Origin of the sequence: Kitasatospora sp. SUK 42 (genome assembly GCF_015776785.2) — a bacterium.
GTDB lineage: Bacteria > Actinomycetota > Actinomycetes > Streptomycetales > Streptomycetaceae > Kitasatospora.
In genome coordinates this window covers 1,672,021-1,697,442 of the sequence record NZ_LFMD02000003.1, presented here as the reverse complement: position 1 = coordinate 1,697,442, position 25,422 = coordinate 1,672,021, and the positions used below count along the sequence as shown (strand labels likewise).

22 protein-coding genes are annotated in these 25,422 nt (G+C 74.0%); 16 read left to right on the top strand and 6 right to left on the bottom strand.

The genetic code is table 11. The annotated features are described in order from the left end of the window. Positions 1 to 21: 21 nt before the first annotated feature. Complete coding sequence (locus RZ50_RS17355; protein ID WP_374199937.1) at positions 22 to 912, bottom strand: hypothetical protein; 891 nt, start codon at positions 910 to 912, stop codon at positions 22 to 24. A gap of 219 nt (positions 913 to 1,131) precedes the next feature. On the opposite strand from RZ50_RS17355, the gene RZ50_RS17350 reads away from it, so the two are divergent. From RZ50_RS17350 to RZ50_RS17310, 9 genes are all read left to right on the top strand, one after another. Next, positions 1,132 to 1,620, top strand: coding sequence for a hypothetical protein (locus RZ50_RS17350; RefSeq protein WP_196947923.1), 489 nt, complete (start codon positions 1,132 to 1,134; stop codon positions 1,618 to 1,620). Positions 1,621 to 1,648: 28 nt separating this feature from the next. Beyond that, on the top strand, positions 1,649 to 4,363 hold the full coding sequence (locus tag RZ50_RS30150; protein WP_196947924.1) for a toxin glutamine deamidase domain-containing protein: 2,715 nt from the start codon (positions 1,649 to 1,651) through the stop codon (positions 4,361 to 4,363). Between the two features lie 1,016 nt (positions 4,364 to 5,379). After that, positions 5,380 to 6,672, top strand: a complete 1,293-nt coding sequence (locus tag RZ50_RS17340; protein WP_217680587.1) for an SUKH-4 family immunity protein — start codon at positions 5,380 to 5,382, stop codon at positions 6,670 to 6,672. 96 nt (positions 6,673 to 6,768) lie between these two features. Then, positions 6,769 to 7,653 (top strand): glycerophosphodiester phosphodiesterase, encoded by an 885-nt coding sequence (locus RZ50_RS17335; protein WP_196947792.1) that lies wholly within the window; start codon positions 6,769 to 6,771, stop codon positions 7,651 to 7,653. 51 nt (positions 7,654 to 7,704) lie between these two features. Then, a complete protein-coding gene (locus tag RZ50_RS17330; protein ID WP_196947791.1) occupies positions 7,705 to 8,667 on the top strand; it encodes a Ppx/GppA phosphatase family protein in 963 nt (320 codons plus the stop codon). A gap of 616 nt (positions 8,668 to 9,283) precedes the next feature. After that, entirely contained in the window at positions 9,284 to 10,087 is an 804-nt protein-coding gene (locus RZ50_RS17325) for a sugar phosphate isomerase/epimerase (protein WP_196947795.1), read from the top strand. Positions 10,088 to 10,133: 46 nt separating this feature from the next. After that, positions 10,134 to 10,904, top strand: coding sequence for a class I SAM-dependent methyltransferase (locus RZ50_RS17320; protein ID WP_196947790.1), 771 nt, complete (start codon positions 10,134 to 10,136; stop codon positions 10,902 to 10,904). Positions 10,905 to 11,047: 143 nt separating this feature from the next. Beyond that, positions 11,048 to 12,892, top strand: coding sequence for a dihydroxy-acid dehydratase (ilvD, locus tag RZ50_RS17315; RefSeq protein ID WP_196947789.1), 1,845 nt, complete (start codon positions 11,048 to 11,050; stop codon positions 12,890 to 12,892). An 83-nt stretch (positions 12,893 to 12,975) separates the two neighbouring features. Beyond that, complete coding sequence (locus RZ50_RS17310) at positions 12,976 to 13,488, top strand: hypothetical protein (protein WP_196947788.1); 513 nt, start codon at positions 12,976 to 12,978, stop codon at positions 13,486 to 13,488. Between the two features lie 3 nt (positions 13,489 to 13,491). On the opposite strand, the gene RZ50_RS17305 is transcribed toward RZ50_RS17310, so the two are convergent. Further along, on the bottom strand, positions 13,492 to 14,838 hold the full coding sequence (locus tag RZ50_RS17305) for a hypothetical protein (protein ID WP_196947787.1): 1,347 nt from the start codon (positions 14,836 to 14,838) through the stop codon (positions 13,492 to 13,494). Positions 14,839 to 14,959: 121 nt separating this feature from the next. Beyond that, a complete protein-coding gene (locus RZ50_RS17300; protein WP_196947786.1) occupies positions 14,960 to 15,409 on the bottom strand; it encodes a hypothetical protein in 450 nt (149 codons plus the stop codon). A gap of 168 nt (positions 15,410 to 15,577) precedes the next feature. On the opposite strand from RZ50_RS17300, the gene proC reads away from it, so the two are divergent. Both proC and RZ50_RS17290 read left to right on the top strand, forming a co-directional pair. Continuing rightward, the gene (proC, locus tag RZ50_RS17295; protein WP_196947785.1) at positions 15,578 to 16,405 is read left to right on the top strand and encodes a pyrroline-5-carboxylate reductase; all 828 of its coding nucleotides are present in this window, start codon (positions 15,578 to 15,580) and stop codon (positions 16,403 to 16,405) included. Between the two features lie 95 nt (positions 16,406 to 16,500). Further along, the gene (locus RZ50_RS17290; protein WP_196947784.1) at positions 16,501 to 17,718 is read left to right on the top strand and encodes an MFS transporter; all 1,218 of its coding nucleotides are present in this window, start codon (positions 16,501 to 16,503) and stop codon (positions 17,716 to 17,718) included. Positions 17,719 to 17,745: 27 nt separating this feature from the next. Here the strand turns inward: RZ50_RS17290 and RZ50_RS17285 are convergent, their stop codons facing one another. Then, a complete protein-coding gene (locus tag RZ50_RS17285) occupies positions 17,746 to 18,117 on the bottom strand; it encodes a hypothetical protein (RefSeq protein ID WP_217680585.1) in 372 nt (123 codons plus the stop codon). 262 nt (positions 18,118 to 18,379) lie between these two features. Between RZ50_RS17285 and RZ50_RS17280 the strand changes: the two genes are divergently transcribed. The 5 genes from RZ50_RS17280 (at position 18,380) to RZ50_RS17260 (ending at position 22,603) form a co-directional block, all read left to right on the top strand. Further along, positions 18,380 to 19,576 carry an acetoin utilization protein AcuC gene (locus tag RZ50_RS17280; RefSeq protein WP_196947782.1) on the top strand — a complete coding sequence of 399 codons (1,197 nt, stop codon included), beginning with the start codon at positions 18,380 to 18,382 and terminating at the stop codon, positions 19,574 to 19,576. A gap of 258 nt (positions 19,577 to 19,834) precedes the next feature. Further along, positions 19,835 to 20,044, top strand: coding sequence for a helix-turn-helix domain-containing protein (locus RZ50_RS17275; protein WP_045699258.1), 210 nt, complete (start codon positions 19,835 to 19,837; stop codon positions 20,042 to 20,044). Between the two features lie 190 nt (positions 20,045 to 20,234). Beyond that, positions 20,235 to 20,333: a 30S ribosomal protein bS22 gene (locus tag RZ50_RS17270; RefSeq protein WP_003948845.1), complete on the top strand. Its 99-nt coding sequence runs from the start codon at positions 20,235 to 20,237 to the stop codon at positions 20,331 to 20,333. A gap of 149 nt (positions 20,334 to 20,482) precedes the next feature. After that, positions 20,483 to 21,589: an NAD-dependent epimerase/dehydratase family protein gene (locus RZ50_RS17265; protein WP_196947781.1), complete on the top strand. Its 1,107-nt coding sequence runs from the start codon at positions 20,483 to 20,485 to the stop codon at positions 21,587 to 21,589. A 6-nt stretch (positions 21,590 to 21,595) separates the two neighbouring features. After that, complete coding sequence (locus RZ50_RS17260) at positions 21,596 to 22,603, top strand: lysophospholipid acyltransferase family protein (RefSeq protein ID WP_254802517.1); 1,008 nt, start codon at positions 21,596 to 21,598, stop codon at positions 22,601 to 22,603. Positions 22,604 to 22,666: 63 nt separating this feature from the next. On the opposite strand, the gene RZ50_RS17255 is transcribed toward RZ50_RS17260, so the two are convergent. Further along, positions 22,667 to 23,977, bottom strand: coding sequence for a DUF5667 domain-containing protein (locus RZ50_RS17255; RefSeq protein WP_217680583.1), 1,311 nt, complete (start codon positions 23,975 to 23,977; stop codon positions 22,667 to 22,669). Positions 23,978 to 24,238: 261 nt separating this feature from the next. Further along, the gene (locus RZ50_RS17250) at positions 24,239 to 25,060 is read right to left on the bottom strand and encodes an ECF subfamily RNA polymerase sigma factor, BldN family (RefSeq protein WP_374199956.1); all 822 of its coding nucleotides are present in this window, start codon (positions 25,058 to 25,060) and stop codon (positions 24,239 to 24,241) included. Positions 25,061 to 25,422 lie beyond the last annotated feature (362 nt).

Sequence of the window (25,422 nt, the reverse complement as noted above, 5' to 3'; positions counted from 1 at the left end):
GCTGGTCCGTGAGCGGGGCCGCTACTTCTTCTTCCTGATGGGGTCGGCCGGGTGCGGGGCCACCTTGCGGTCGCCCTTGGTGGCGATCCGCTCCTCGCACAGCCGGGCCAGCACCTCGTAGCCGGCCTTGCCCATCAGCTCGGTGAGCTCCGGGCGGTAGCTGACGTACACCGGCTCCGCGCCCTGGTGCGCGGCCGGGGCCCCGGTGCACCACCAGTGCAGGTCGTGGCCGCCCGGGCCCCAGCCGCGGCGGTCGTACTCGCCGATCGACACCTGGAGGTAGCGGGTGTCGTCGGGGCGGTCGATCCAGTCGTAGGTGCGGCGGATCGGCAGCTGCCAGCAGACGTCCGGCTTGGTCTCCAGCGGCTCGCGGCCCTCCTTGAGGGCGAGCGCGTGCAGGGCGCAGCCGGCGCCACCCGCGAAACCGGGGCTGTTCACGAAGATGCAGGCGCCGTTGACCCGGCGGGTCTGGCGGTCGCCGTCCTCGTCCAGCATGGTGATGCCGCCGTCGGACCTGAGCCGGCCCTTGGCGTCGGTGCCCTCGGCGAAGTTCTCCCACAGCTCGGGGGTCAGCCGGGCCGCGTGCTTCAGGACCCGCTTCTCGTCGTCCTCGTCCGAGTAGTGCGCGCCCAGCGTGCAGCAGCCGTCCGACTCACCGCGACCCTCGCGGATGCCGTGGCAGCCCTGGCCGAAGACGCAGGACCAGCGGGAGGTCAGCCAGGTGAGGTCGCAGCGGAAGACCTGCTCCTCGTCGGCGGGGTCGGCGAACTCGACCCAGGCGCGCGGGAAGTCGAGCGGGACCTCGTCGCGCGGGATCTCGCGGCGCAGGGTCGGCATCGCGAGGTCGACGGGGGCGGGGGAGGCCTTGGGCTTCGCCTTGGCCTTCTTCTTGGACGTTTCTGCTGGTGCCACCCGGCAAGGGTAGAGCTTCGCGGGGGCGTACGGGCTCCCGGCCGGGCCTGCGGTCGGGTTTGTGGTCGGACGTGCGGTCGGACGCGAGGTCGGACGTGCGATCCGGCCCGGGCGGGGTGAAGGCGGGGTGAAGAGGTCCGCTCGGCGGTGCGGGCCGGGGTGGGGGCGTGCCTAGGATGGCGGCCGGTCCGCGACAGGACGTACGGGGGAGGTACGGGGATGGCAGGCGGCAGCACCGGGACATCCGACGGCGGCAGCGGCGCGTTCGTCATCAAGCCGTGGGAACTGCACGGCGAGGGGCGGGAGTTCGAGAAGATCGGGCGCGAGCTGGGCAAGGCCGTGGGTGCCCTGGAGAAGGGCCTCGCCGCGCTCGGCACGCCCTGGGGCGCCGACCAGCCGGGCAGCGCCTTCGCCGCCGTGTACGGTCCGTCGCACGGTGAACTCGTCGGCGGGCTCAGGGGGTTGGCCGGCCAGGTGGGGCAGGTCGGGGCCGGGCTGCACGCGATGGCGGAGCGGACGACGGACACCGACACCTCGGCGGCGAGCGGCTTCGGCGGCTTCGCCGGGACAACCGGGCCGGGGGCCTCGCCAACCGGGCCGGGAGCCTCGCCGATCGCCTCGCCGGCCGCCTCCCCGGCGGTCCACACGCAGGATGCCGGGGCAACCCCGGAGGTGGCGCCGGTCGTCCCCAAGGACATGTCGGTCTGACGGGCCCGGCTCGAAGGGGGAGATGCGCGTGTCCCGGAAACTGCCCGAGGAACTGGTCCCGCTGCTGGCCAGGACCGGCCACCAGTGGCCGCAGGCCGACGAGGAGGGCCTGCGCAGGGCGGCCGCGCTCTGGCGGGAGTTCGGCACCGACGCCGACCGGCTCACCCGCCGCGCCGGGGAGTCCGTCCGGCGCGTGACCGCCGACAACTCCGGGCACGCCGTGGACTCCTTCGGCGCGTACTGGCTGACCTTCAGCGGAGGCGGAAAGGGCCACCTGGACGACGCGCACACCGCGGTCGGGCTGCTCGCCGGGGCCTTCGACACCGCCGCCCGGGCCGTCGACGGTTGCAAGGGCGAGATCATCGCCACCCTTCAGAACCTGGCCGCCGAGCTCAAGCAGGCCCGGGAACAGGCCGCCGCCGCCCAGCAGGCCGCCGCCGAGGTCGCCACCGCGGCGAAGAACGACACCGGCCAGGGGCACACCGGGCTGGTCGTCGGGATGGAGAAGGCCGTCGGCGACGCCGCGAACGCGGTGCGGAACGCCACGGCCGGCCAGGTCGCCGCCGGGCTGGAGGCCGCCGCCGTCGAGACGGCCGCGCTGAAGATCGGCGGACTGCTCACCGAACTCGGCCGCGGCATGAAGGACGCCCTGGGCACCGCGCTCAAGGAACCGGCCGTCGTCGCCCTGCTGAGGCTCGGCGCCGCGTCCGGGACGGGGGTCACCGCCGCCTCGTACCGCACCAAGGGCGGCTTCGACCCGCTCGCCGCCGGACTGCCCACCGCGCTCGGAGAACCGGGCGTGCTCGGCGCGGACGGCACCGGACTGGTCCTGCTCTCCGGGCGGGACGGCAAACCGGTGGTCGGCGTGCCCGGGCTCAGCGTCGCGCTCGACGAACACGGGCAGCCCGTCCTCGGCGCGGACGGCAAACCGGTCATCCTGCGCTCCGACGGCACCCCGGTCACCGACGCCGCCGGGCTGCTGGTGGTCACCGGGCCGGACGGCAAACCGGTGGTCGGGGTCGCGGACCTGGCCGTTCGGCTGGACGCGCAGGGGCGGCCGGTGCTCACCGACCCGGAGGGCAAGGAACTCCACGGGCTGGCGCTGGCGGACCTGACCGGGCCGCAGGACGCGCGGGGGGAAGCCAAGGGGGGTCCGAAGGGCGACCTGAGCGGTGGCCCGAGCGGTGGTCCGAAGGCGCCGGGGGCGGTTTCGTCGGCTGTTCCGGCTGTTCCGGCTGTTCCGGCTGTTCCGGTCGTTACGGCGGCGGCTGCCGTGACGGATCCGGCGGCCGCACCGGTGGCCGCTGCCGCTCCGGCCGCAGCGGGGCCCTCGTACCAGGGGCCGCACCGGTCCGCCGTGGCCGCCGCCGACTGGTCGCCGCCCGCTCGGGACGACGGGCCGGCGGTGGTGGTGCGGGCCGCGCCGACGCACCAGAGCGGTGCGGCGGTGACGGCGGGCTGGACGGACGGGGACTATCCGCTCCAGGCGCCCGCGCACAGCGGTGGCGGAGGGGGTGCCGCGCCGGTGACCGTACGGACGGACTCGGTGAGTGCGCCGCCCGCGCCCGTCGCTTCGGCGTCCCCCGTCCCGACGTCCCCGGCCTCGCCCTCGTACGGCCCTGCGCCCGACGTGCCCCCGGTCGTCCGGTCGTTCGGGACACCGGCGTACGCGGGCGGCTACCCGGTGGCCGGAACGGTCGGCGCCGTCGGGACCGTCGGACCCGGCCCGCTCGCGGCCGGTGGCGGCGGGTACCCCGTGCACGTCGCGGCGCCGTTCGGCAGTGGCGTCGGGGCGGGGGCGCCGGGCGGCGTCGTGGGTGGTGGTGCGGGTGGCGGCGTGGGCGGCGGCGCGGGCGTTGCGGGCGGGCCCGCACCCCGCACCCCGGTGGGTGCGGCGCCGCAACCGGTCACCGCGCCGCCACCCCCGGCGGAGCCCCCGATCGTCGGCACCGCCCCCGTCATCGGCCGGCCCGAACCGCACCACACCGACGGCCGCCGCCGGGACACCGCCGCGACCGTCGCCGACCCGACCCTCGCCTGGGGCGCCGTCCCCGTCGCCACCGCCCACGCGATGGCACTCCAACTCGCCCTACGGGCACGGCGCGGCCCGCTCCCCGACGACCCGGAACCCCGGCTGCGCACCATCGCCGACAGCCGCCCGTCCGGACTGCCCGGCGGGCTCGGACCGGTCGACCCCGAGCACCAGGCCGAACTCGAACGCCGCGTGCCCAAGGACGAGGACGGCCTGCCCGTCCGCCGGCCCGACCCGGCCGCAGGCGGCTGGACCGAAGCCGTCAACGCCGGGGGCTACCGCGAACCCGGCCGGGCCAACAACAGCCTGGAGATCGCCCTCTCCGCCGTCGACACCTACACCGGCCGCCCCACCTGCGCCGCCCCGCGCATCCCCACCGAGGGCGACGCCGGCGAACGCGGCGGCCGCGACCGCGCCGAACGCGAACTCGGCGCCCCCTTCCGCGACCTCGGCGACGGCGGCCAGGCCTTCGACCGCCTCGCCGACGAACTCCGCCGCGCAGGTCACGGTGCCCAGGCGGTCCTCCTCACCCTCGACACCTACGGCCGCCCCCACGCCTGGAACGCCGTCAACCACCAGGACAACGTCACCTACCTCGACCACCAACTCGCCCGCCACAGCCCCACCCCCCTCCACCCCGCCACCCACGGCCTCTGGGCCATCGCCCTCACCCCCGAAGGCCGCCCCCTCCCCCCGCCCACCGCCCGATGAGGCACCGGGGCCAGCCGACGACAGCGGCTGCTCACCATCGCCCTGCGCCCCGCGCCGGCGGCGATGGCTGGTAGGCCGCCGCCTAGGAGCATCCACCCCGCCTGCCCGCCCCGGTGGCGTTTCCGCCACCGGGGAAGCCGCCCTGTCGGTCTGGTCTCAAGGCCGGTGCCGGTGGTGGCCGGTCGGCTCTCGTCCAGGGGCATCCACCCCGCCTGCCCGGCCTCGGTGGCGTTTCCGCCACCCGGGAAGTCGTTCTGTCGGTCTGGTCTCAAGGCCGGTGCCGATGGTGGCCGGTCGGCCGTCGCCCAGGAGGTTGCGCCCGGTGCAGCGTCGGGGGACTAGTCGGCGATAGCGGCTTGCTCGCCGTTGCCTTGCCCCTCCGGCCTTCCCTTCCGGGCCTGGGCCGGCCGCCACTCTTGCGCCGGTCCCCGAGACCAGGGGCGCCTGGCCAGTGGCCGCGCCCCTCTTCCAGCTCATCAGCGGCCGTAGGGGCGGTCCTTTTCGTCGCCACGCAGGAGGCTCGGCCTCCTGCGTGGCGGTTCGGGGGGTAGCTGGACATCCGGTCGGATCGCCCCGCCTGGTGGCCCCACCCCCTGGTCCTAGCGATCGGAGCCCACCCGCCGCCGCACCTCGCGTAGGAGGTCGGCCGGTCCGACTTCTGGTGTGTTCTGGGTGTGGGTTCTGGTGGGTGGGGGCGGTGGGTCGGCTGCGGGGCTTGTGGGCGGGTGGGGTTGCGTAGGAAGTCGGCCGGTCCGACTTCTGGTGCGTTCTGGGTGTGGGTTCTGGTGGGCAGGGGCGGCAGGTCGGCTGCCGGGCTTGTGAGCGGGTGGGGTTGCGCAGGAAGTCGGCTGGTTCGACTTTTGGTGCGTCCCGGGCGTCGGTTCTGGTCGGTGGGGGTGGGGTCGCGTAGGAAGTCGGCCGGTCCGACTTCCTGCGCAGCCGGGTAGGGGGTTCCGGGGTGGGGCGGGGCGTAGGGTCGCCGGGGTGGGGGACGGGGATGGGGACGGGGTGGCTGGGTGATCTCGCGGGCGCAGGCGGTGGAGGCCGGGCAGCGGTGGATCAACGGGGATCTGCCGCAGGGGGCCGGTGCGGTGCGGCGGGTGTGTGTGCACGAGTTCGAGCTGGGGTGGGTGGTGTGGGCGGAGCCGCCGCGGGTGGGGGTGGATCCGCGGAGCGGGGAGCGGCGGGCGCCCGGGGAGGTGGGGGCGGCGTGTGCCGTGGTGGACCGGGAGAGCGGGCGGTTCACGGTGTGGCCCTCGGTGCCGGTGGACGAAGTGGTCGGGCTCTACCGGGACTTCGTCGGTGCGGGCGGGTACGACCCGACCCGCCCGCCGGCCATCGGCCGGGGCGCCCGGGCCGAGCTGAGGTACCGGGACGACACCGGTGAGACCCGTTCGCTGGCGCTGCGTTCGGCGGCCGGTCTGCCGCACCCGGCGCTGCGCGGCTGGTGGTGGCTGCGGGAGCAGGGGGTGGCGGCCGAGGACGTGCTGGCGGTCCGCACCGACCTGCGGTTGAGCGCGCTGCCCGGCGGCTACTGGGCGTACGCGCTGGCGGCGGAGCTGCCCCACGTCCGGCTGGACTTCGAGCTGTCGTACGGGCCGCGCTTCGACCACCGGGCCGCCGCCGTACGGCAGCTGCCTGCGCCGCCGGAGGGGCCGGCCCGCAACCGGGTGCCGTTCCCGCGCGCCGTGCCGCCGCTGCCGGACGTGCCGGACGCGGTGCTGGCGCGGCGGCTCGCCGAGCGGTTCGGCCCGGCGGGCGTGCAGCGTTTCGACCCGGCGGACGTGGCGCGGGCGGAGCTGCCCGGGGAGGCGGCGGCGCTGCTGCTGGCGGTGGGCGTGCCGGTGGCCGTCGACGGCTTCTTCGCGCTGCACCACCCGGGGGTGGAGGCGATCGCGGACGGGTCCCGGCCGCTCCCGGTCCTCCCGCCGCTCGGCGCGCACCTGGCGGCGCTGGGTCGGGGCACCCGGGTGGCCGAGCGCGAGCGGTCGGCGCTCGCCGGGCAGCTGGTGCTGGGCACGGACGGCTGGGCGGCGATCACCCTGGACACCGCCGACGGCGCCGTCCGGGCGGTGGACCCGGACTACGCGACCGCCCGCCACTGCAACGCCGACCTGCGCTCGTTCGTCCGCTGCCTGGAGCTGTTCGCCGGCTGGTGGCCCGCTCTGCGCGGGCTCGACCCGGCGGCCGCGGGCGGGGCGGTGGGGGCCCTGCAGCGCGGCTTGGCGGAGCTGGACGGCACGGTCTTCGGCGATCCGGAGAGCTGGTGGGCGGTCGTCGTGGAACAGTTGTGGGACGGCCTGCTCTGACGGTTGGCCGGTCCGTGGGGCCGCGCACCGTACGGCCACCCGGCGAAGCGACCACAGCAACCACAGCGACCGAAGCAGCAGCTGGAGCACCGAGCCGTGACCTCCTCGCCCCGCGCCGCCCAGACGTCCGTCCTCGCCGTCCTCGCGGTCCTGGCCGCCAGCTGTGCCTCCACCGGCCCTGCGCCGCGGGCCGGTGCGGCCGCCGGGTCGTCGGTGTGCGACTCCCCGGTGGTGATCGGGCACCGGGGCGCGCCGCGCAACGCGCCCGAGAACACCATGGCCTCCTTCGAGGCCGCCCTCGGCGAGGGCGCCGACTGGCTGGAGACCGACGTGCAGACCACCCGGGACGGCGTCCCGGTGCTGATGCACGACCCCACCGTGGATCGCACCACCGACGGCAGGGGCGCGGTCGCCGACCTGACCGCCGCCCAGGTCGCCGCCCTGCGGGTGACCGTCGGCCCCGGCCCCGCGGAGCCCGTGCCCACCCTGGAGCAGTTGCTCGATCGCCTCTCCGGCAGCAGCGCCACGCTGCTGATGGAGATCAAGTGGCAGCGTCCCGAGGACGTGGCCCGGATCGCCAGGATCGCCGCCAGCAGCAGTGCGCACGTGGTGCTCTACTCCTTCTCGGCCGAGCACCTGCGCCAGGCCCACGCCGTCGCGCCCGCCCTGCCGGTGGTGCTGATCCAGAGCGGTGCGATCGCCGACAGCCCGGGGGACCTCAAGCTGAGCGGCATCGCCCTGGCGGCCGACCTGGCCAGCGCCGCCCGGATCGCCGCCGAGCGGAGGGCCGGTCGCGAGGTGTACGTGTGGACGCTGGACGACGAGGAGTCCTGGCAGCTGATGTCCGCCCGGGGCGCCGACGGCCTGATCACCGACACTCCGGGACCGGCCCGCCGCTGGGTGGACACCAACTGCCACACCGAGGGCAGGACCGGACCGCTCGCGCACGGAAGGTCTCCGAACGACCAGGACCAGCACTAGTACCGTCACAACCGATCTCCGCCTTGCCCGGATCGCGTAGCGTGGAGAGTTATGCGACTCGGTGTGCTCGACGTAGGTTCCAACACGGTCCACTTCCTCGTGGTGGACGCCCACCCGGGTGCCGCCCCGCTGCCCGCCTACTCGCACAAGGCCGAGTTGCGCCTGGCCGAGCTGCTGGACGCGTCCGGCGCGATAAGCGAGACCGGCGTCGAGCGGCTGGTCGGCCATGTGTCCTCCTCGCTGCGGGTCGCCGAGGACAAGGGCGTGGTCGACATCCTGCCCTTCGCCACCTCCGCCATCCGCGAGGCCGTCAACGGCGAGGAGGTGCTGCGCCGGGTGGCCGCCGAGACCGGCGTCGAGCTGCGGGTGCTCTCCGGGCAGGACGAGGCCCGGCTGACCTTCCTGGCCGTCCGCCGCTGGTTCGGCTGGTCCTCGGGCCGGCTGCTCAACCTGGACATCGGCGGCGGCTCGCTGGAGATCGCCTGCGGCCTGGACGAGCAGCCCGACGTCGCCTGTTCGCTGCCGCTGGGCGCCGGCCGGCTGACCGCCCGCTGGCTGCCCGGGGACGTCGCCGACGCGGACGGGCTGCGCGAGCTGAGACGGCACATCCGGGCCCAGATCGCCAACGTGGTCGGCGAGATCTCCCGGCTCGGGCCGCCGCAGCACGCCGTCGCCACCTCCAAGACCTTCAAGCAGCTGGCCCGGATGACCGGCGCCGCCCCCGCCGACTCCGGCCCGTACGCCGATCGCCGGCTCACCCGCAGCGGGCTGTCCGCCTGGCTGCCGCGGCTGTCCTCGATGACCGTCGCCGAGCGCGCTCAGATCCCCGGCGTCTCCGAGGGGCGGGCCAAGCAGCTGCTGGCCGGGGCGCTGGTCGCCGACGCCGCGATGGACCTGTTCGGCCTTGAGGAGCTGGACGTCTGCCCGTGGGCGCTGCGCGAGGGCATCATCCTGCGCCAGCTGGACTCGATGGACAGCCCCGCCGACCGCCTCCGGCCCGCGCTCACCCCCTGAGCCACCGGACCCTGAGCCACCGGGCCGTGAGCCACCGGGCCGGACCGGCGCGGGAGTGCCGGTCGTCACTCCGCCGGGCATCCGGTCCCGTTCGCGGCGTGCTCCGCTTACGCTGTCTCCCGTGGTGCAACCAGCGGGCGAGGACGGGACGCGGGAGGACCGCGCCCCCGGAGAAGACGGGCAGTCGCGGTCGGGCAGCCCGCGCCGCCGGCTCGGCAAGGCGGTGAAGGGCGCCACCGCGGCGCAGGCCGCCAGGGCCGTCAAGGCGGCCCAGCGCACCGCGAAGAAGGCCACCCCGAAGGCCGCGTCGAAGGCCGTCTCGAAGGTCACCCCGAAGGCCGTCGCGAAGAAGGCCGCGGCGAAGAAGGCCGCCACCAGGCAGACGGCCACCACCGGGCAGACGGCGGCCCCGAAGCAGACGGCGGCCACCGGGCAGCCCGCCCCGAAGCGGACCCCCGCCAAGGAGCAGCCCCGCGAGACCCGCACCGCCCGGGCCGCCGGCGCCGCCAAGGCCGCCGTCCAGTCGGTGCGCTCCGTCAAGGCCGCCAAGCGCGAGGCCGCCCGCCCGCCGCTGCTGCGCACCACCGACCGGCTGGTGCTGCCCCGGCACCCGGCCCTGCACATCCCCGACACCAAGGTCGTCCTGTCCACCGCCTCGGTGTACCCGGCGAGCACCGCCGTCGCCTTCGAGCTGGCCGCCAAGCTCGGCTACGACGGGGTCGAGGTGATGGTCTGGAACGACCCGGTCAGCCAGGACATCGACGCCCTGCGCCGGCTGTCGGACGCCCACCAGATGCCGATCCTGGCCGTGCACGCGCCCTGTCTGCTGATCACCCAGCGGGTGTGGACCACCGATCCGTGGACCAAGCTGGTCCGGGCCCGGGCGGCGGCCGAGAAGCTCGGTGCGAGCGCCGTCGTCGTCCATCCGCCGTTCCGGTGGCAGCGGCAGTACGCCCGCGAGTTCGTCGAGGGCGTCAACCGGATGGCGGGCGAGACCGACGTCCGCTTCGCCATCGAGAACATGTACCCGTGGCGCTACCGCGACCGCGAGGTGCTCGCGTACGCGCCCGGCTGGGACGTCACCGACGAGGAGTACCGGCACTTCACCATCGACCTCTCGCACGCCGCCACCTCCCGGATCGACACCTTCGAGATGGTCGAGCGGATGGGCGACCGGCTCGGCCACGTCCACCTGGCCGACGGCAGCGGCTCCGGCAAGGACGAGCACCTGATCCCCGGCCGGGGCAACCAGCCCTGCGCCGAGCTGCTCGAACACCTGGCCCGCACCGGCTTCGACGGCCACGTGGTGCTGGAGGTCAACACCCGCCGTTCCGCGTCCCCCGCCGAACGCGAGGCCGACCTGGCCGAGGCCCTGGCCTTCACCCGCGTGCACCTGGCCACCCCCTCGCGCGTACGCTGAGCCCTCGCGCCCGTGCGGGCGCGAACTGCCCTGCGGAAGGGGAGAGATGACGGAGGGTCGGAACTGCCGGGAGGCCGCGCAGAGCTTCGGCGGGGTCGCCGAGGAGTACGAGCGGGGCCGCCCCGGCTACCCGGACGAGCTGTTCGACGCCCTGGAGCGGCTCTGGGGCCGCAGCCTCAAGGGCGCCCGGGTCCTGGACGTCGGCGCGGGCACCGGCATCGGGACCAGGCTGCTGGCCGCCCGGGGCGCGGAGGTCGTCGCCGTCGAGCCCAGCGCGGGCATGGCCGCCCGGTTCCTGGCCTCCTCGCCCACGCTGCCGCTGGTCCGCGGCACCGGCGACGACCTGCCCTTCCACGACCACTCGGCGGACCTGATCACCTACGCCCAGGCCTTCCACTGGACGTACCCGGAGCGGTCCGTCCCCGAGGCGATCCGGGTGCTGCGGCCAGGCGGCGCCGTCGCCGCCTGGTGGAACGTGCACGACGGGACCGTGCCGTGGATCCGGGCCCGGGACGGGCGGATGGCCGCCGTCCTGCCCGAGCGCTACCACGGCTACCGCGGGATCGACCGGCACACCAGCCACTTCGCTCCGGCCGGCCTCGCGGTCGAACGGGCGAAGCTGCACTGGGAGCGGAGGGTCACCGTCGAGCACGTGCTCACCGACCTCAGCTCCCGCTCGTACCTGGCCTCGCTCACCCCGGAGGAGCGCGCGCCGGTGCTGGCCGCCGAACGGGAGGCCATGCGGGCCGAGTTCCCGGACGGCGTCGTGGTCGAGCCGTTCGTCGTGGACCTCACCGTGGCCGTCAAGCGGCCCTGACCCCGCCCGGCCCGTCTGCCCGCATCGCGGACGGGCCGTCCGCCGGCCGGACGGCGGGCGTAGGCTCGGTAGCCACAGCCCGGCCCCCGCACCGAACCCTCCTCCCGCGGGGCGTCGGCGAGAGCCCGAAGGAGTCGAGCACAGTGCCCGAGCTGAGGTCCCGTACGGTCACCCACGGTCGCAACATGGCAGGCGCCCGGGCGCTTCTCCGGGCCGCCGGCGTAGCCCGCGAGGACTTCGGCAAGCCGATCATCGCGGTCGCCAACTCCTTCACCGAGTTCGTCCCCGGCCACACCCACCTCCAGCCGGTCGGCCGGATCGTCTCCGAGGCGATCAAGCAGGCGGGCGGCATCCCGCGCGAGTTCAACACCATCGCCGTGGACGACGGCATCGCGATGGGCCACGGCGGCATGCTCTACTCGCTGCCCTCGCGCGACCTGATCGCCGACTCGGTCGAGTACATGGTCAACGCGCACTGCGCCGACGCGCTGATCTGCATCTCCAACTGCGACAAGATCACCCCGGGCATGCTGATGGCCGCGCTGCGCCTCGACATCCCGACCGTCTTCGTCTCCGGCGGCCCGATGGAGGCCGGCAAGGCGACCCTGGTCGACGGCACCGTGCGCAAGCTCGACCTGGTCGACGCGATCTCCCAGGCGGTCAACGAGAACGTCTCCGACGAGGACATCGCGATCATCGAGGAGAACGCCTGCCCGACCTGCGGCTCGTGCTCCGGGATGTTCACCGCCAACTCGATGAACTGCCTCACCGAGGCGATCGGCCTCTCGCTGCCCGGCAACGGCTCGGTGCTCGCCACCCACACCGCCCGCCGCGCGCTCTACGAGCGGGCCGGGCGGACGGTCGTCGAGATCGCCAACCGCCACTACGGCCAGGACGACGCCTCGGTGCTGCCCCGCGCGATCGCCACCCGCGCCGCCTTCGAGAACGCCATGGCCCTGGACATCGCCATGGGCGGCTCGACCAACACCATCCTGCACCTGCTGGCCGCCGCCCAGGAGGCCGAGCTGGACTTCGACATGCGGGCCATCGACGCGATCTCCCGCAAGGTGCCCTGCCTGTCCAAGGTCGCGCCGAACGGCTCGTACTACATGGAGGACGTGCACCGGGCCGGAGGCATCCCGGCGATCCTCGGCGAGCTGTACCGGGCCGGGCTGCTCAACGAGGACGTCCACACCGTGCACGCCGACTCGCTCGCCGAGTGGCTCAAGACCTGGGACGTGCGCGGCGGTTCGCCCTCCGCCGAGGCCGTCGAGCTGTGGCACGCGGCGCCCGGCTGCAAGCGCTCCGCCGAGGCCTTCTCGCAGTCCGAGCGCTGGGAGTCGCTGGACACCGACGCCGCCAGGGGCTGCATCCGCAGCGCCGAGCACGCCTACTCCGTCGAGGGCGGCCTCGCCGTGCTGTACGGCAACCTCGCCGAGGACGGCTGCATCGTGAAGACGGCCGGCGTGGACGAGTCGATCTGGACCTTCAGCGGCCCGGCCGTCGTGGTCGAGTCGCAGGAGGACGCCGTCGAGGCGATCCTCGCCAAGCGGGTCAAGGAGGGCGACGTCGTCGTCATCCGCTACGAGGGTCCCAAGGGCGGCCCGGGCATGCAGGAGATGCTCTACCCGACGTCCTTCCTCAAGGGCCGCGGCCTCGGCAAGGCCTGCGCGCTGGTCACCGACGGCCGCTTCTCCGGCGGCACCTCGGGCCTGTCCATCGGCCACGCCTCCCCGGAGGCGGCCTCCGGCGGCACGATCGCCCTGGTCGAGGACGGCGACACCATCGCCATCGACATCCCGGGCCGGCGGATCTCCCTGGAGGTGCCGGAGGAGGTCCTGGCCGAGCGCCGCCGCGCGCTGGAGGCCGCGGGCGGCTACCGGCCGAAGAACCGCGAGCGCCAGGTCAGCCAGGCCCTGCGCGCCTACGCGGCGATGGCCACCTCGGCCGACAAGGGCGCCGTCCGGGACGTCAGCAAGCTGGGCTGAGTCCGCACGGAACGAGGAGGAGCCGTCCCGCAGGCCGGGACGGCTCCTCCGCCGCATGTGGCGGTCGGGTGATAATCGACGGCGTGAGCGAGCAGCCCCCCACCCCCGCCCCCAAGCCCGTCGGCGCCCCCGAGCCGGAGCCGATCCGCTTCTTCGGCACGAGTTGGCTGAACCGGGACGGCGGCTACTGGCTGCGCCGGGTCGGCGTCTCGGTCGGTGCCCTGGTCGCGACCGCCGCCGCCGTCCTGGTGCTGCGCTTCGGCGTCGAGGGCGTGGCCCTCTCCGACAGCGGCGGTTTCGTGAACGGGCTGCTGACCGCCGCCATCGCGGTCTGCTCGATGATGGCCGTCCGGCGCACCTGGAAGGTGCTCACCGAGGGCAAGGACCAGCTGACCGGCTGGATGGCCGAGGACAAGTCGCTCGGCGCGGTCTGGCTGATCGGCGGGGCCGGCAGCCTGGCCGCCTACTTCGCCCGCAGCCTGGTTGAGGCCCCCGGCGAGTCGGTCAAGCGTGCCGCCCACCAGCGGGCCGTCGAGCAGTACGAAAAGCGCCAGTCCGGTCGCAGCGGCCGGCCCGGCGGGAAGCGCAAGCGCTGACCGTCACTCGCGGCTGAGCTGCTGGCAGCCGGCGGCGCCGTCCAGGTCCTTGCTGTGGTCGTACGGGTCGGCGGTCGGCCCGCTCTGCTCCGGGTGGGAGCGGGTGAACTGGGCGAAATGCGGGTGGAAGAACCCGTCGTGGCGGGTGCAGGAGCTATTTCCCGCGAGGCTGTTGGTCTTGCTGATGTTGATCTTCTGCGGGTCGGCCCGGTACTTGGCCGGGTCGTAGAACCGGAAGTCCGCCGTCCGGCGGATGATGGAGCGGGTCGTCCAGGTGTCGCCCCCGATGCCGCCGGTCGCGGTGACCGTCCAGCCCACCGGCTTCGCCGTAGCACCGTCGGCGGACTGGGACTCGCTCGGACGCGGAGCCTCGGTCGGTTCCTCCGCCTCGACCTTCGCGGCGTCCGGGCCGGGGCGCAGCGCGTACACGAAGGTGTAGTCGGTGTGCACCAGGACGCCTCCGTTGCCGTCGCCGTCCAGCGTCATCCAGCCCTGGACCTTGACCGTGTCGTCGACCGGAATCGCGTCGCGGGCGTCGAAACGGGAGAACCACCGGGTCGGATTGGCCTGCGCGGAGGGGGCGTCGAGGCTCTGGGTGGGCTTCTCCTGGGCCTTGGCGTCCATCATCGCGAGCGCCGCGTCCGGCCGTCCGCCGTTGGTCACCCGGGGGTCGAGGTTCGAGGCCACCAGGAAGTCCTTGACCAGCTTCAACTGGGTGGCGACCTGGTCCTCGTCGAAGACCCCGACGGCTTTCGCCCGAGGCACTTCGATGCCCGCAGCGCCGGACGGCCAGCCCTCGGCCGGTGAGCCCACCCACGGGTGCGCGACCGTGGGCTGCTTCGGATCGACCGCCGACGGCGCGGCGGTCGGCTTCGCCGTCTCCGGGGCGACGGTCGGCACCGGGGCGTACGCCTCCGGCGAGGAGCCGCCGGCGTCCCCGTGGAGCCAGTCGCGCAGCCCGTCGACGTTGAGCGCGGCCAGCAGCACAGCGACGGTCAGCACGATGAACAGCGGCGTGCGCCACTCCAGCCCGCGCCTGCGCCGGGCCGGGCGCGGGTTGCCCCAGGGGTCGACCACCTGGAGCTTCGGCTTGCGCCCGAAGCGGCGCTTCGGCGCCGGGCCGTCGTTGACCGAGCGTCGGCCGCCCGGGTCGACCGGCGGGGTGTGCTTCCAGCGGGCGCTCAGCATCCGGGTGCGCCCGGACTGCTCCTTCACGCTGGCGGCCTTGATGAACTCCTCGTCCAGGACGAGGTCGGCGAACGGGTCCTTCCCGCCCGCTCCGGACGGGTCGGACCCGCCCGGCTCACTGCCCTCGGAGGGGCGTGGTTCCGGATCTTCGGCAATCGGCATCGCGCCAGTATGCCGACGTGGTGTGACGATTCGTTGATCGGGGCCACACCATGTGGTGAACCCGTGCGCGGCGCCCGGGAGTTCACCACACTTTGTCCGGAAACAGCCCTTCGGACAGGCCCTACCCCTTGCCGCGGGCCTGTTTCACCGAGCCCACCACCCCGGCGATCACCAGCAGCAGGCCGGCCGGCAGGAGCGAGATGAAGAAGGCCCCGAACAGACCGGGGTCGCCGAGGAACACCTGCGCCAGGGTGTTCAGCACCAGCAGCGCGCCGGCCGCCGGGAGGGCCGCCTGCCACGGGTGGGCGTCCGCCCAGCGGCGCAGCCGTCGGTCGGCGGTGTCGCGGCGCAGCTGCCCGCCGACGCTGCCGACCAGGAAGAAGAAGAACAGGGCCCAGCCGGCCGGTCCGGCCAGCATGCTCAGCGACCAGTTGCCGGAGATCGCCTCGACCCCCAGAGCGGTCGCCCCCACCACCGCACCGACTCCCGTGGCCGTCCGCCACGGGCCCACGGTCGCCGAGGCGACGGCGAGTTGCCGGTTCTCACGTCGGGACATTTCGTCGTGTGCCATGACTCCACGGTGCGCCCGTGCGAGAGCGGAAGCCATAGGGGAAACCCCCGAGTTTTCTCCCTAGGGGCGGGGTTTTCCACAAGCACGGTCGACCACGGACCGGACGGTCCCGACGGGCGCCGCCGCGCGGTGCGAGGATGGCCGCAGTACCGAGGCAAGGAGCGGACCATGGGCAGCAGCGCAGCACACGGACAGAAGATCGCCTTCCTGGGCACCGGCAAGATCGGCGAGGCCCTGCTCTCCGGTCTGCTGCGGGCGGGCAAGGCCCCGACGGACGTCCTGGTGACCGCCCGCCGCCCGGAGCGCGCCGCCGAACTCGCCGCCCGCTACGGCGTGGTGGCCGTCTCCAACGCCGAGGCCGCCAAGCTGGCCGACACCCTGATCCTCGCGGTCAAGCCGCAGGACATGGGCACCCTGCTGGAGGAGCTGGCCCCGTACGTCAGCCCGGACCGGCTGGTGATCTCGGCCGCGGCCGGCGTTCCGACCGCCTGGTTCGAGGAGCGGCTGGCGGCCGGCACCCCGGTGGTCCGGGTGATGCCCAACACCCCGGTGCTGGTGGACGAGGGGATGAGCGTCATCTCCGGTGGCTCGCACGCGACCGAGGAGCACCTGGCGCGGGCCGAGGAGATCTTCAGCTCGGTCGGCAAGGCGCTGCGGCTGCCCGAGTCCCAGCAGGACGCGGCCACCGCGCTGTCCGGCTCCGGCCCGGCCTACTTCTACTTCCTGGTCGAGGCGATGACGGACGCGGGCATCCTGCTCGGCCTGCCCCGGCAGGTGGCGCACGACCTGATCGTCCAGTCCGCGATCGGCGCCTCGGTGATGCTGCGCGACTCCGGCGAGCACCCGGTGAAGCTGCGCGAGGCGGTCACCTCCCCGGCCGGCACCACCATCGCGGCCATCCGCGAGCTGGAGAACCACGGGGTGCGGGCCGCGCTGCTCGGCGCCCTGGAGGCGGCCCGGGACCGCTCCCGGGAGCTGGCCTCCGGCGGGAAATGACCGCTGCGCGACCCCTCCCGCAATCGCGGCGCACCGCCTACGCTCTCGGCCAACATCGTCCTACCGGGCGGTAGCCAGGTCGTCTGGAGGTCCGCATGAGCGCCGCGCCGCCCGTTCAGCCCGTTTCGTCCACCAGGGCGCCCGGCCTGCGGGCCGGGCGGGCCGCGCTCGCCGTCAGCTTCCTGCTCCAGGGCACCGTCTTCGCCCTGCTGGTCACCTGCATCCCGGAGATCCAGCACCGGTACGGGCTGAGCGACGCGCTGCTGCCGGCCTTCCTGGCCGCGGTGCCGGTCCTGGCCGGGGTGGGCTCGATCCTCTCCGAGCAGCTGGTGAAGCGCACCGGCGCCCGGGCCGTGCTGCGGGTGGTCCAGCCGGCCGTCTGCCTCAGCCTCGCGGGCGCCGGGCTGGGCGACACGCTGTGGCAACTCGCCCTCGCGCTGGGCGCGTTCGGGCTGCTGGTGGGCGCGCTGGACGCCAGTATGAACATGCTCGGGGTGGGCCTGCAGCACCGCTACGGCCGCTCGATCATGATCGGCTTCCACGCCGCGTTCAGCCTCGGCGGCATCCTCGGCGCGGCGGTCGCCGGCCTCGGCTCGCACTACGACCTCGGGCTGCCGGTGCTGTTCGGCACGGCCGCGGCGGTGGTCGCCCCGCTCGCGGTGCTGACCGGCACCAGGTTCGCCGGCCCGGCCGAACTCGGCGACGCCGTACGGGAGGCCGCCGAGGCCGCCGCCCGCTCCATCCCCTGGCGGCCGCTGCTGCCGCTGTGCCTGGCGATGGCCTTCGCGTACATCGCGGACGCCTCGGTCTCCAACTACAGCGTCAAGTACCTGACCGACGGTCTGGGTAGCCCCGAGGACCTCGCCAAGCTGTCCTACCTCGGCTACATGGTCGCGATGCTGCTCGGCCGGATCCTCGGCGACCGCGCGGTGCAGCGCTTCGGCGCCGTCGCGGTGGTGCGCACCGGTGCCGCGCTGGCCGCGCTCGGCTTCGGGCTGGCCGCCGTCGCGCCCGCCGCCTGGGCGGGCATCGCCGGGTTCACCGTGCTCGGCTTCGGCATCTGCGCGATCATCCCGCAGGTGTTCGCGGCCGGCGGCAGGCTCTTTCCGGGGGAGTCGGACGCCGCGGTGGCCCGGCTCAACCTCTTCAACTACGTGGGCTTCCTGATCGGTTCGCCGCTGGTCGGGGCGATCGCGGACGCGAGCTCGTACCGCTGGGCGCTGCTCGCCCCGATGCTGCTGGTGCTCGCCGTCCTGCCGCTGGCCGAACGCTTCGCCCCGGCTCCGGTCCAGGGCCTGGCCCCCGCCGCGTGACGGCGGGGGCGGTCGACGGGACGGGGGTCAGCTGATCACGGTCTGGAGCTCGGGCACTCCGTAGGTCCAGGTCTGGTCCTTGGCCGTGGTCGTGCCGCCCACCTGGCCGAACTCGTAGTAGACGTACGGCGCCCAGTTCAGCGTGTACGGCGCGGTGCCCCAGGCCGGGGTGTCGGTGATCTTGACGGTGAGCGTGACGCTCTTCGTCGCGCCCGGTGCGATCGGCGCGTTGAAGTGGAAGCTGGCGCTGTTCCCGTTGACCGCGCAGTCGGAGGTGTCGCCGGTGCAGCCGACGACGGTGAACGCTCCGGCCTGCTGGTTGGCCGGCCAGGTCGGCTGGACGGACTCGTAGGCGAAGTAGATGGCGCTGTTCTCGGTGTTGGTGAGGGACAGCGTCAAGGTCAGCTGGTCTCCCGCCTTGGCCGTCGACCTGTCGACGGCGAAGGTGGTGCCGCTGACCGCGGCGGAGGCCGGCTGGGCGGCAAAGAACAGACCAAGTCCCAGTATTGCAGCGAGAATTACCCCAAGGCGTTGCACGCTGAATGGCTTCATGGCGGAGAGGATATGGAGTCGTAAAGCTTTTGTCTGCACCGCCTCCACACGACCCCCTCAGCGCGCCCTGACGACCGCTCGGCCGCCCTCACCCGCTACGGTGGAGGCCATGCCCGAAGCCGAGCGTGACACCCCCTGCGGCCTGCACCTCTTCTGGGACGAGGCCGTCACCGCCTACGACTTCGGCCCCGGCCACCCGATGGACCCGACCCGGCTGGCGCTCACCATGCGGCTGGTCGAGGCCCTCGGGCTCGGCACCGGGCCGGGGGTGACCGTACGGTCCGCGCCGCCCGCCGGGGAGTCCACCCTCGGACTGGTGCACACCCGGGAGTACATCGAGGCGGTCAAGCGCGCCGCCGCCCACCCCGAGCAGCCGGACCCCCGGCACGGGCTCGGCACCGACGACAACTGGTCCTTCCCGGCGGTGCACTCGGCCTCCGCGCTGATCGCCGGCCAGTCGGTGGCCGCCGCCGAGGCGGTCTGGCGCGGCGAGACCCCGCACGCCGTGAACTTCACCGGCGGACTGCACCACGCGATGCCCGACAAGGCCTCCGGCTTCTGCATCTACAACGACCCGGCCCTCGCCATCGCCCGGCTGCTCGAACTCGGCGCCGAGCGCGTCGCCTACGTCGACGTGGACGTCCACCACGGCGACGGCGTCCAGCAGGCCTTCTGGAACGACCCCCGGGTGCTGACCGTCTCGCTGCACGAGAACCCCGCCACGCTCTTCCCGCAGACCGGCTGGCCCACCGAGACCGGCGGCCCGGACGCCCCCGGCTCCGCCGCCAACCTGTCGCTGCCGGCCGGCACCGGCGACTCCGGCTGGCTGCGCGCCTTCCACGCCCTGGTGCCCGAGCTGCTCACCGCCTTCCGGCCGCAGGTCCTCGTCACCCAGCACGGCGCGGACACCCACCTGGAGGACCCGCTCGCCCACCTCGCCGTCACCGTGGACGCCCAGCGGCTGATCGCCGAGGAGCTCCACGAGCTGGCCCACCGGCTGACCGGCGGCCGCTGGGTCGCCACCGGCGGGGGCGGCTACGCCGTGGTGGACGTCGTCCCGCGGACCTGGACCCACCTGGTCGCCACCGCCGCCGGCCGGCCCGTCGACCCGGCCACCGAGACCCCCGAGGCCTGGCGCGCCGAGGTCTACCGCCGTACCCGCCGCCCGGCCCCGCTGCGGATGACCGACGGCGCCCGCCCGGCCTGGCGCGACTTCGACGCGGGTTACGATCCGGCCGACCGGCTCGATCAGGCCATCCTCGCGAGCCGCCGCGCGGTGTACCCGCTGCACGGCCTGCTGGCCTGATCCCACCGCCCGCCCGTGCTCAGGCCGCCCCCGGGCGCGCCCCCGGACGTTCCCCGGCCGGGCGGTGCGTACGCCACCTGGTGCGATCCGCCGAGCGGCTACGTACTGCAACAGTCCTATCTCTCACCGTACGAGGACTGCACTTCCCCTCTTCCCACTGGTACCACCCATAACTACTCTGGGGATACACGTGTGCCGGTGGAGTCACCGGAGGGGAAGCCGGTGCCTTGCACACGGGTTAAGGGACGGGTGATGGTCATGAGTTCCGTCGAGCGCCCCCTGCAGGAAGTCGTCTTCCTGACCGTGGCCGAGGTCGCCGCGGTCATGCGGGTGTCCAAGATGACGGTGTACCGGTTGGTGCACAGCGGAGAGCTGCCGGCCATCCGGGTCGGACGGTCCTTCCGGGTGCCCCAGCAGGCTGTGCACGAGTACCTCAAGGAGTCCTACGTGCGGCTTGAGAGCGCGTAGCCACCGGCCGGGCGGGGGCTGGTCCGCAGCCGTGGACACGCCCCCGTTCGCCCCGGATTTCCCACGAGTTTCCCGGTAGCGGGGAGCGCGATTACGGCCCCAGCCGCGCGGACGGTAGGCTAGGCCCTCACGTCAGTCGTATGGACTCCGTCTCTCACGGGCGAGAGTCTCAGTGAGCGAGGGTTGTTCCGTGGGCTCTGTCATCAAGAAGCGTCGCAAGCGTATGGCCAAGAAGAAGCACCGCAAGCTTCTGAAGAGGACTCGCGTTCAGCGTCGCAACAAGAAGTAAGCGCCCCCGGCCGCGCCCAGCGCGCCCAGCGCTTCCACCGCCCGCCCCGGCCCCTGTGGCCCGGGCGGGCGGTGTCGTTTCACGGCCCGGTGGGGCGGCGCGGTACGGTGCACGCAGGCCGCTCGGTCGAGGGAATGGGGTGCAGCACCGTGGGTGTCGTCGTGCTGGTCACCGGCGTGGCACGCCATCTCGGTGCCCGCTTCGCCGCCGAGGTCCGACGCCGGCCGGGGGTGGACCGGGTCGTCGGAGTGGACGTGCAGCCGCCCGGCCTGCCGGTCGAGGAGCCGGACGGCCCCGCCGCGCCGTACACCTTCCACCAGCTCGACCTGCGCCGCCCGGTGCTCTCCCGGGTGCTCGCCGAGTACCAGGTCGACACCGTCGTCCACCTCAGCGTCAGCGCCACCGGCCTGGGCTCCACCAACCGCTCCGCGGTGAAGGAGTCCAACGTCATCGGCACCATGCAGTTGCTCGGCGCCTGCCAGAAGGCGCCCGGGGTGCGCCGGCTCGTCGTGAAGTCCACCACCGGCGTGTACGGCTCCGCACCCCGCGACCCGGCGGTCTTCAGCGAGCGGATCCAGCCGAAGGACCCGCCCGGCGGCGGCTTCGCCAAGGACGCGGCGGAGGTCGAGGGCTATGTGCGCGGCTTCGCCCGGCGCCGCCCGGACGTCGCGGTGACGGTGCTCCGCTTCGCCAACATCCTCGGCCCCAGTGCCGACACCCCGCTCGGCGAGTACTTCTCGCTACCGGTGCTGCCGACCGTGCTCGGCTACGACCCCCGGCTCCAGTTCGTGCACGAGGACGACGCCGTCGCGGTCCTCTGCCGGGCCGCCGACGAGCCCCTGCCGGGCACCGTCAACACCGGGACCTTCAACGTCGCGGGGGAGGGCGTGCTGCTGCTCTCCCAGTGCGCCCGCCGGCTCGGCCGCCCCACCCTGCCGGTGCTGCTGCCCGCGGTCAGCTGGATGGCGGTGCTGGCCCGGCAGACCCGGCTGGTGGACGTCTCCCCGGAGCAGCTGCGGCTGCTCACCCACGGCCGGGTCGTGGACACCACCCGGCTGCGCGAGACCTTCGGCTACCGTCCGGCGTTCAGCACCCCGGAGGCCTTCGCCGACTTCGCCGCCTCCCGGGGCCCCGGACTGCTGCCGCCCGAGCGGCTGGCCGCCGTCACCGACCGGCTGTCCGCCCTGCTCGGCCCGGACGGGCCCGCCGCCGTACCGGACGCCGTACCGAACCGCCCCCGCCGACCGAGGAGCTGAACCGCGATGAGTGCCGCCGCCGAGAACGTGCCGGGCGAGGCCAAGGTCATCCCGATCGAGTCCGCCCCCAGCTGGAACTCGCCGGACGGCCCGGGGCTGGCCGACCGGCTCGCCGGGGCCGTCGGCGGGGCGCTGTCCGGGCAGCTCGGCCCGGCGGCCACCCGGATGTTCGGCAAGGGCTGGGAGGGCCGGGCCACCGAGCGGCTGGCCTTCCTGCGCCGCCGGCTCACCGGCGACTACGAGGTGGACGAGTTCGGCTTCGACCGGGAGCTCACCGAGGAGGTCGTGCTCTCGCTGCTGCGCCCGCTGGCCGAGAAGTACTTCCGGATCGACGTCCAGGGGATCGAGCACATCCCGGCCGAGGGCGGCGCGCTGATCGTCGCCAACCACTCCGGGACGCTCCCGCTGGACGCGCTGATGACCCAGGTGGTCGTCCACGACCACCACCCGCACCGCCGGCACCTGCGGATGCTGGCCGCCGACCTGGTCTTCGTGCTGCCGGGCGTCAACGAGCTGGCCCGCAAGTCCGGCCACACCCTGGCCTGCAACGAGGACGCCCAGGCGCTGCTGGAGCGGGGCGAGGTCGTGGGCGTCTGGCCGGAGGGCTTCAAGGGCATCGGCAAGCCGTTCTCCGAGCGCTACAAGCTCCAGCGCTTCGGCCGCGGCGGCTTCGTCGCCTCGGCGCTGCGGGCGAAGGTGCCGATCGTGCCGTGCTCGATCGTCGGGGCGGAGGAGACCTACCCGATGATCGGCAACGTGAAGACGCTGGCCCGGCTGCTGGGCCTGCCCTACGTGCCGGTCACGCCGACCTTCCCCTGGCTGGGGCCGCTGGGGATGCTGCCGCTGCCGACCAAGTGGACGATCCGCTTCGGCGAGCCGATCGCCACCGACGGCTACCCGGCGGAGGCGGCGGACGACCCGATGCTGGTCTTCGACCTCGCCGACGAGGTGCGCGAGACCATCCAGCACACGCTCTACCACCTGCTGGTGCAGCGGCGGTCGGTGTTCTTCTGATCCGGACGCGCCCGAGGGCCCCGGTGGAGCGCACTGCTCCACCGGGGCCCTCGTGGTTCCGGATCAGCTGCCCCCGAGGATCCGCAGCCCGGGCAGCAGGCCCGGGATCAGCGGGGGCACGTCCACGCCCGGCTGGGCGTCGGCCGCCGGGCTGGGAGCTCCGGACGGCGGCTGCGGGGCCTGCGGCGGGGCCGCGTCGGCGCTCGGCGAGGGCTTGGCCGCGCCGGTGAGCCCGTTGGTGAGGTCGCCGACCAGCCCGTTGACCGCGTCCGGGGCGCCGCTGGGCAGGGTGTCCGTCAGGCTGTTGCCCTTGGCCCCGCCGCCGGCGGTGCTGCCGCTGCCGGGGTTGGCCGAGGAGTGCTCGGTGCCGCCGGGTCGGCCGCCGTTCGCCCCGGTGGAGCCCCGGGACTGCTCGGAGCCGGGTGCGGTGCCGGAGCCGCCGGCGGGGGTGCCGGACGGGGATCCGCCGGTCGAGGAGGTCGAGGCGTCGCCCGCTCCGGTGCCGGTCGGGCCGCCGCTCTTGGCGGGCGGCTGGACCAGACGCAGGGGCGCGACGTCCTCGCTTATGTCGTCGAAGAGCCGGCTCACCAGGTTGGCCTGCTCGGTCAGTTGGACCGGCAGCCGCCCCTGGAGCGAGCTCCAGCGGCCGTCCTCGTCGTGGGCGAAGCCGGCCAGCGCGCGCATCGGGTCGAGCGAGCCGTTGCTGCGGTAGACCGAGCGCAGCAGCTCGCGGCCCTTGAGGGCGTCGGCGTGCATGTCGCCCAGTGCGCGGCGGACCCGCTCGACGGTGGCCGGGCTGAGCGCACCGACCTGCCCGTCGTGGCCGACCAGGGCGTTGGCCTCGCCGAGCCGGGTGGCGGCGTTGTCGAGCAGGAGCTCGCCGCGTTCCGAGTCGGAGTCCGCGAGGTCGAGCCGCAGCCCTTCGAGGCCGCGCTTCATGCCGTACAGCGCGTCCCCGGGGAGGGCGTTGCCGCTGGCGGCGGCGGCCCCGGCCAGGCTGCCGACGGCGAGCCCGGCGACGAGCCCGCCGATCGCGAAGCGCCGGCTCCACCGGCCGCGCGGCGCCGTCCGGATCGCCCGGTGCCGGCGCTGGCGGGGCACCGCGGCGCCCGGCCCGCCGGCGAAGGCCTGCTCGAACGCGGCCATCAGCTGGGCGCGTTGGACCGTACGGGCCTCCTGGGCCAGCGCCGGTCCGGGCAGTGCCCCCAGTGCGTCGGCCAGGCCGACCAGTTCGGCCATCGCGGCCGAACCGGCTTCGGTGGCAGCGGTGTTGGCCGAGTCGGCGTTGGCCGCGCGGAGTTGTTCCGCCTGGTGGGCCTCCAGCGCCTCGGCGAAGGCCTTCGCCCGTCGGTGCTCAAGCACGTTTGCCGTCACGGGCCACACCTCCCTTCGTCGTTGTCGACACCCCGACCTGCCGGACGGTTGCCTCGGCGGGCCAAAGCCACTCCATCGGGTGATAGGTCGCAAATCGGCTTGACCGTACGCCTGGTGGAGGCTTGCACGCTGGCCAACGAGTGGTGCGGGCGGTCGGTTACGCGCGGCTGATCATCGGACCGACCGTTCACCCGGACGTGTCGACCGGGTCCCCGCGGTGACGGTCGGCCCGGGACCCTCCCCCCGCCGGTCACCGCCGCCTCACCGCGCGTCGGGCGGGAGGAGCCTGGCCAGGGTGCGGACGGCGCGGTACTGGAGGGTCTTGATCGCGCCTTCGTTCTTGCCCATGATCCGGGCGGTCTCGGCCACCGAGAGCCCCTGTAGGAAGCGCAGCGTCACGCACTCCTGCTGCTGCGGGTTGAGCCGGCGCACCGCGTCCAGCAGGGCGGCGTTGGAGAGCGACTCCAGCACCGACTCCTCCGGGCTGCGCTCACACTCGTTGGAGTCGAGCATCTCGCCGGTGGTGACCTCCAGCCGGAACCGGCTGGACTTGAAGTGGTCGGCGACCAGGTTGCGGGCGATGGTGACCAGCCAGGCGCCGAAGTCCCGTCCCTGCCAGGTGAAGGTGCCGATCCGGCGCAGCGCGCGCAGAAACGTCTCACTGGTGAGGTCCTCGGCGGTGGCCCGGCTGCCGACCCGGTAGTAGATGTAGCGGTAGACGGTGTCCGCGTAGTGGTCGTAGAGCCGGCCGAAGGCCTCGCTCTCGCCGGCCTGCGCCCGTTCGACCAGCTCCATGATCGGGTTGTGCTCGGTCTCGTAGCCGGGGCTGGGCGCGGTGCGGGTGCGACTGCGGCCGATGCCGGAGGTGCCGGTGCGGCCGCGTGAACCGGTGCCGGCCGAACCGGCGGCGGTGGTGCGCAGTGCCAGGCCAGGGCCGTGCTGGTGGCCGAACGACGCACCGGCGGGCACGAGTTGGGGGGAGGCGGCGAGCTGACTGCGGAGCAGGCTGCGCAGCAGGTCCAGGCCGGTGGAGATCTGCCGCTCGACGGTCGGCCGGCCGCGGAGGCCGGTGCGGGGGCGCAGGGGCGCGGACGACGGGCGGGAGGGTGCAGGCGCGTCGTTCCGGACGGGTGGGTACACGGGACTCCCAGAGGCAGAACTGTGGACGGATCACCTCCGCCTGCGCGGAGAGCACGCCCCCGGCGTCCGTTCGGACGGACACGTGGGTGACGTGCATCCAGGAGAGAATAACGCTTTGTGCAATGACAGCTACACCGTGTGGTCGAAGTGGTCGTTTGGGATCCATTTGCTGCGCATATTCGGCCGACAATGACCGGAGGTGTCGGCGTTCATCCGGCTCAACGTGACCATTCAAGTGCTCAGGGTGACCAATTCGGGGGTTTCGCGGGCGGTTTCCCGGCTCTGGGGCCCGGCAACCCCCGACT

Coding starts and splice junctions, on each gene's coding strand:
- RZ50_RS17350 (WP_196947923.1), top strand. CDS start 1,132: ATGGCAGGCGGCAGCACCGGGACATCCGACGGCGGCAGCGGCGCGTTC.
- RZ50_RS17330 (WP_196947791.1), top strand. CDS start 7,705: ATGCGACTCGGTGTGCTCGACGTAGGTTCCAACACGGTCCACTTCCTC.
- RZ50_RS17320 (WP_196947790.1), top strand. CDS start 10,134: ATGACGGAGGGTCGGAACTGCCGGGAGGCCGCGCAGAGCTTCGGCGGG.
- RZ50_RS17305 (WP_196947787.1), bottom strand. CDS start 14,838: ATGCCGATTGCCGAAGATCCGGAACCACGCCCCTCCGAGGGCAGTGAG.
- RZ50_RS17300 (WP_196947786.1), bottom strand. CDS start 15,409: ATGGCACACGACGAAATGTCCCGACGTGAGAACCGGCAACTCGCCGTC.
- proC (WP_196947785.1), top strand. CDS start 15,578: ATGGGCAGCAGCGCAGCACACGGACAGAAGATCGCCTTCCTGGGCACC.
- RZ50_RS17290 (WP_196947784.1), top strand. CDS start 16,501: ATGAGCGCCGCGCCGCCCGTTCAGCCCGTTTCGTCCACCAGGGCGCCC.
- RZ50_RS17280 (WP_196947782.1), top strand. CDS start 18,380: ATGCCCGAAGCCGAGCGTGACACCCCCTGCGGCCTGCACCTCTTCTGG.
- RZ50_RS17275 (WP_045699258.1), top strand. CDS start 19,835: ATGAGTTCCGTCGAGCGCCCCCTGCAGGAAGTCGTCTTCCTGACCGTG.
- RZ50_RS17260 (WP_254802517.1), top strand. CDS start 21,596: ATGAGTGCCGCCGCCGAGAACGTGCCGGGCGAGGCCAAGGTCATCCCG.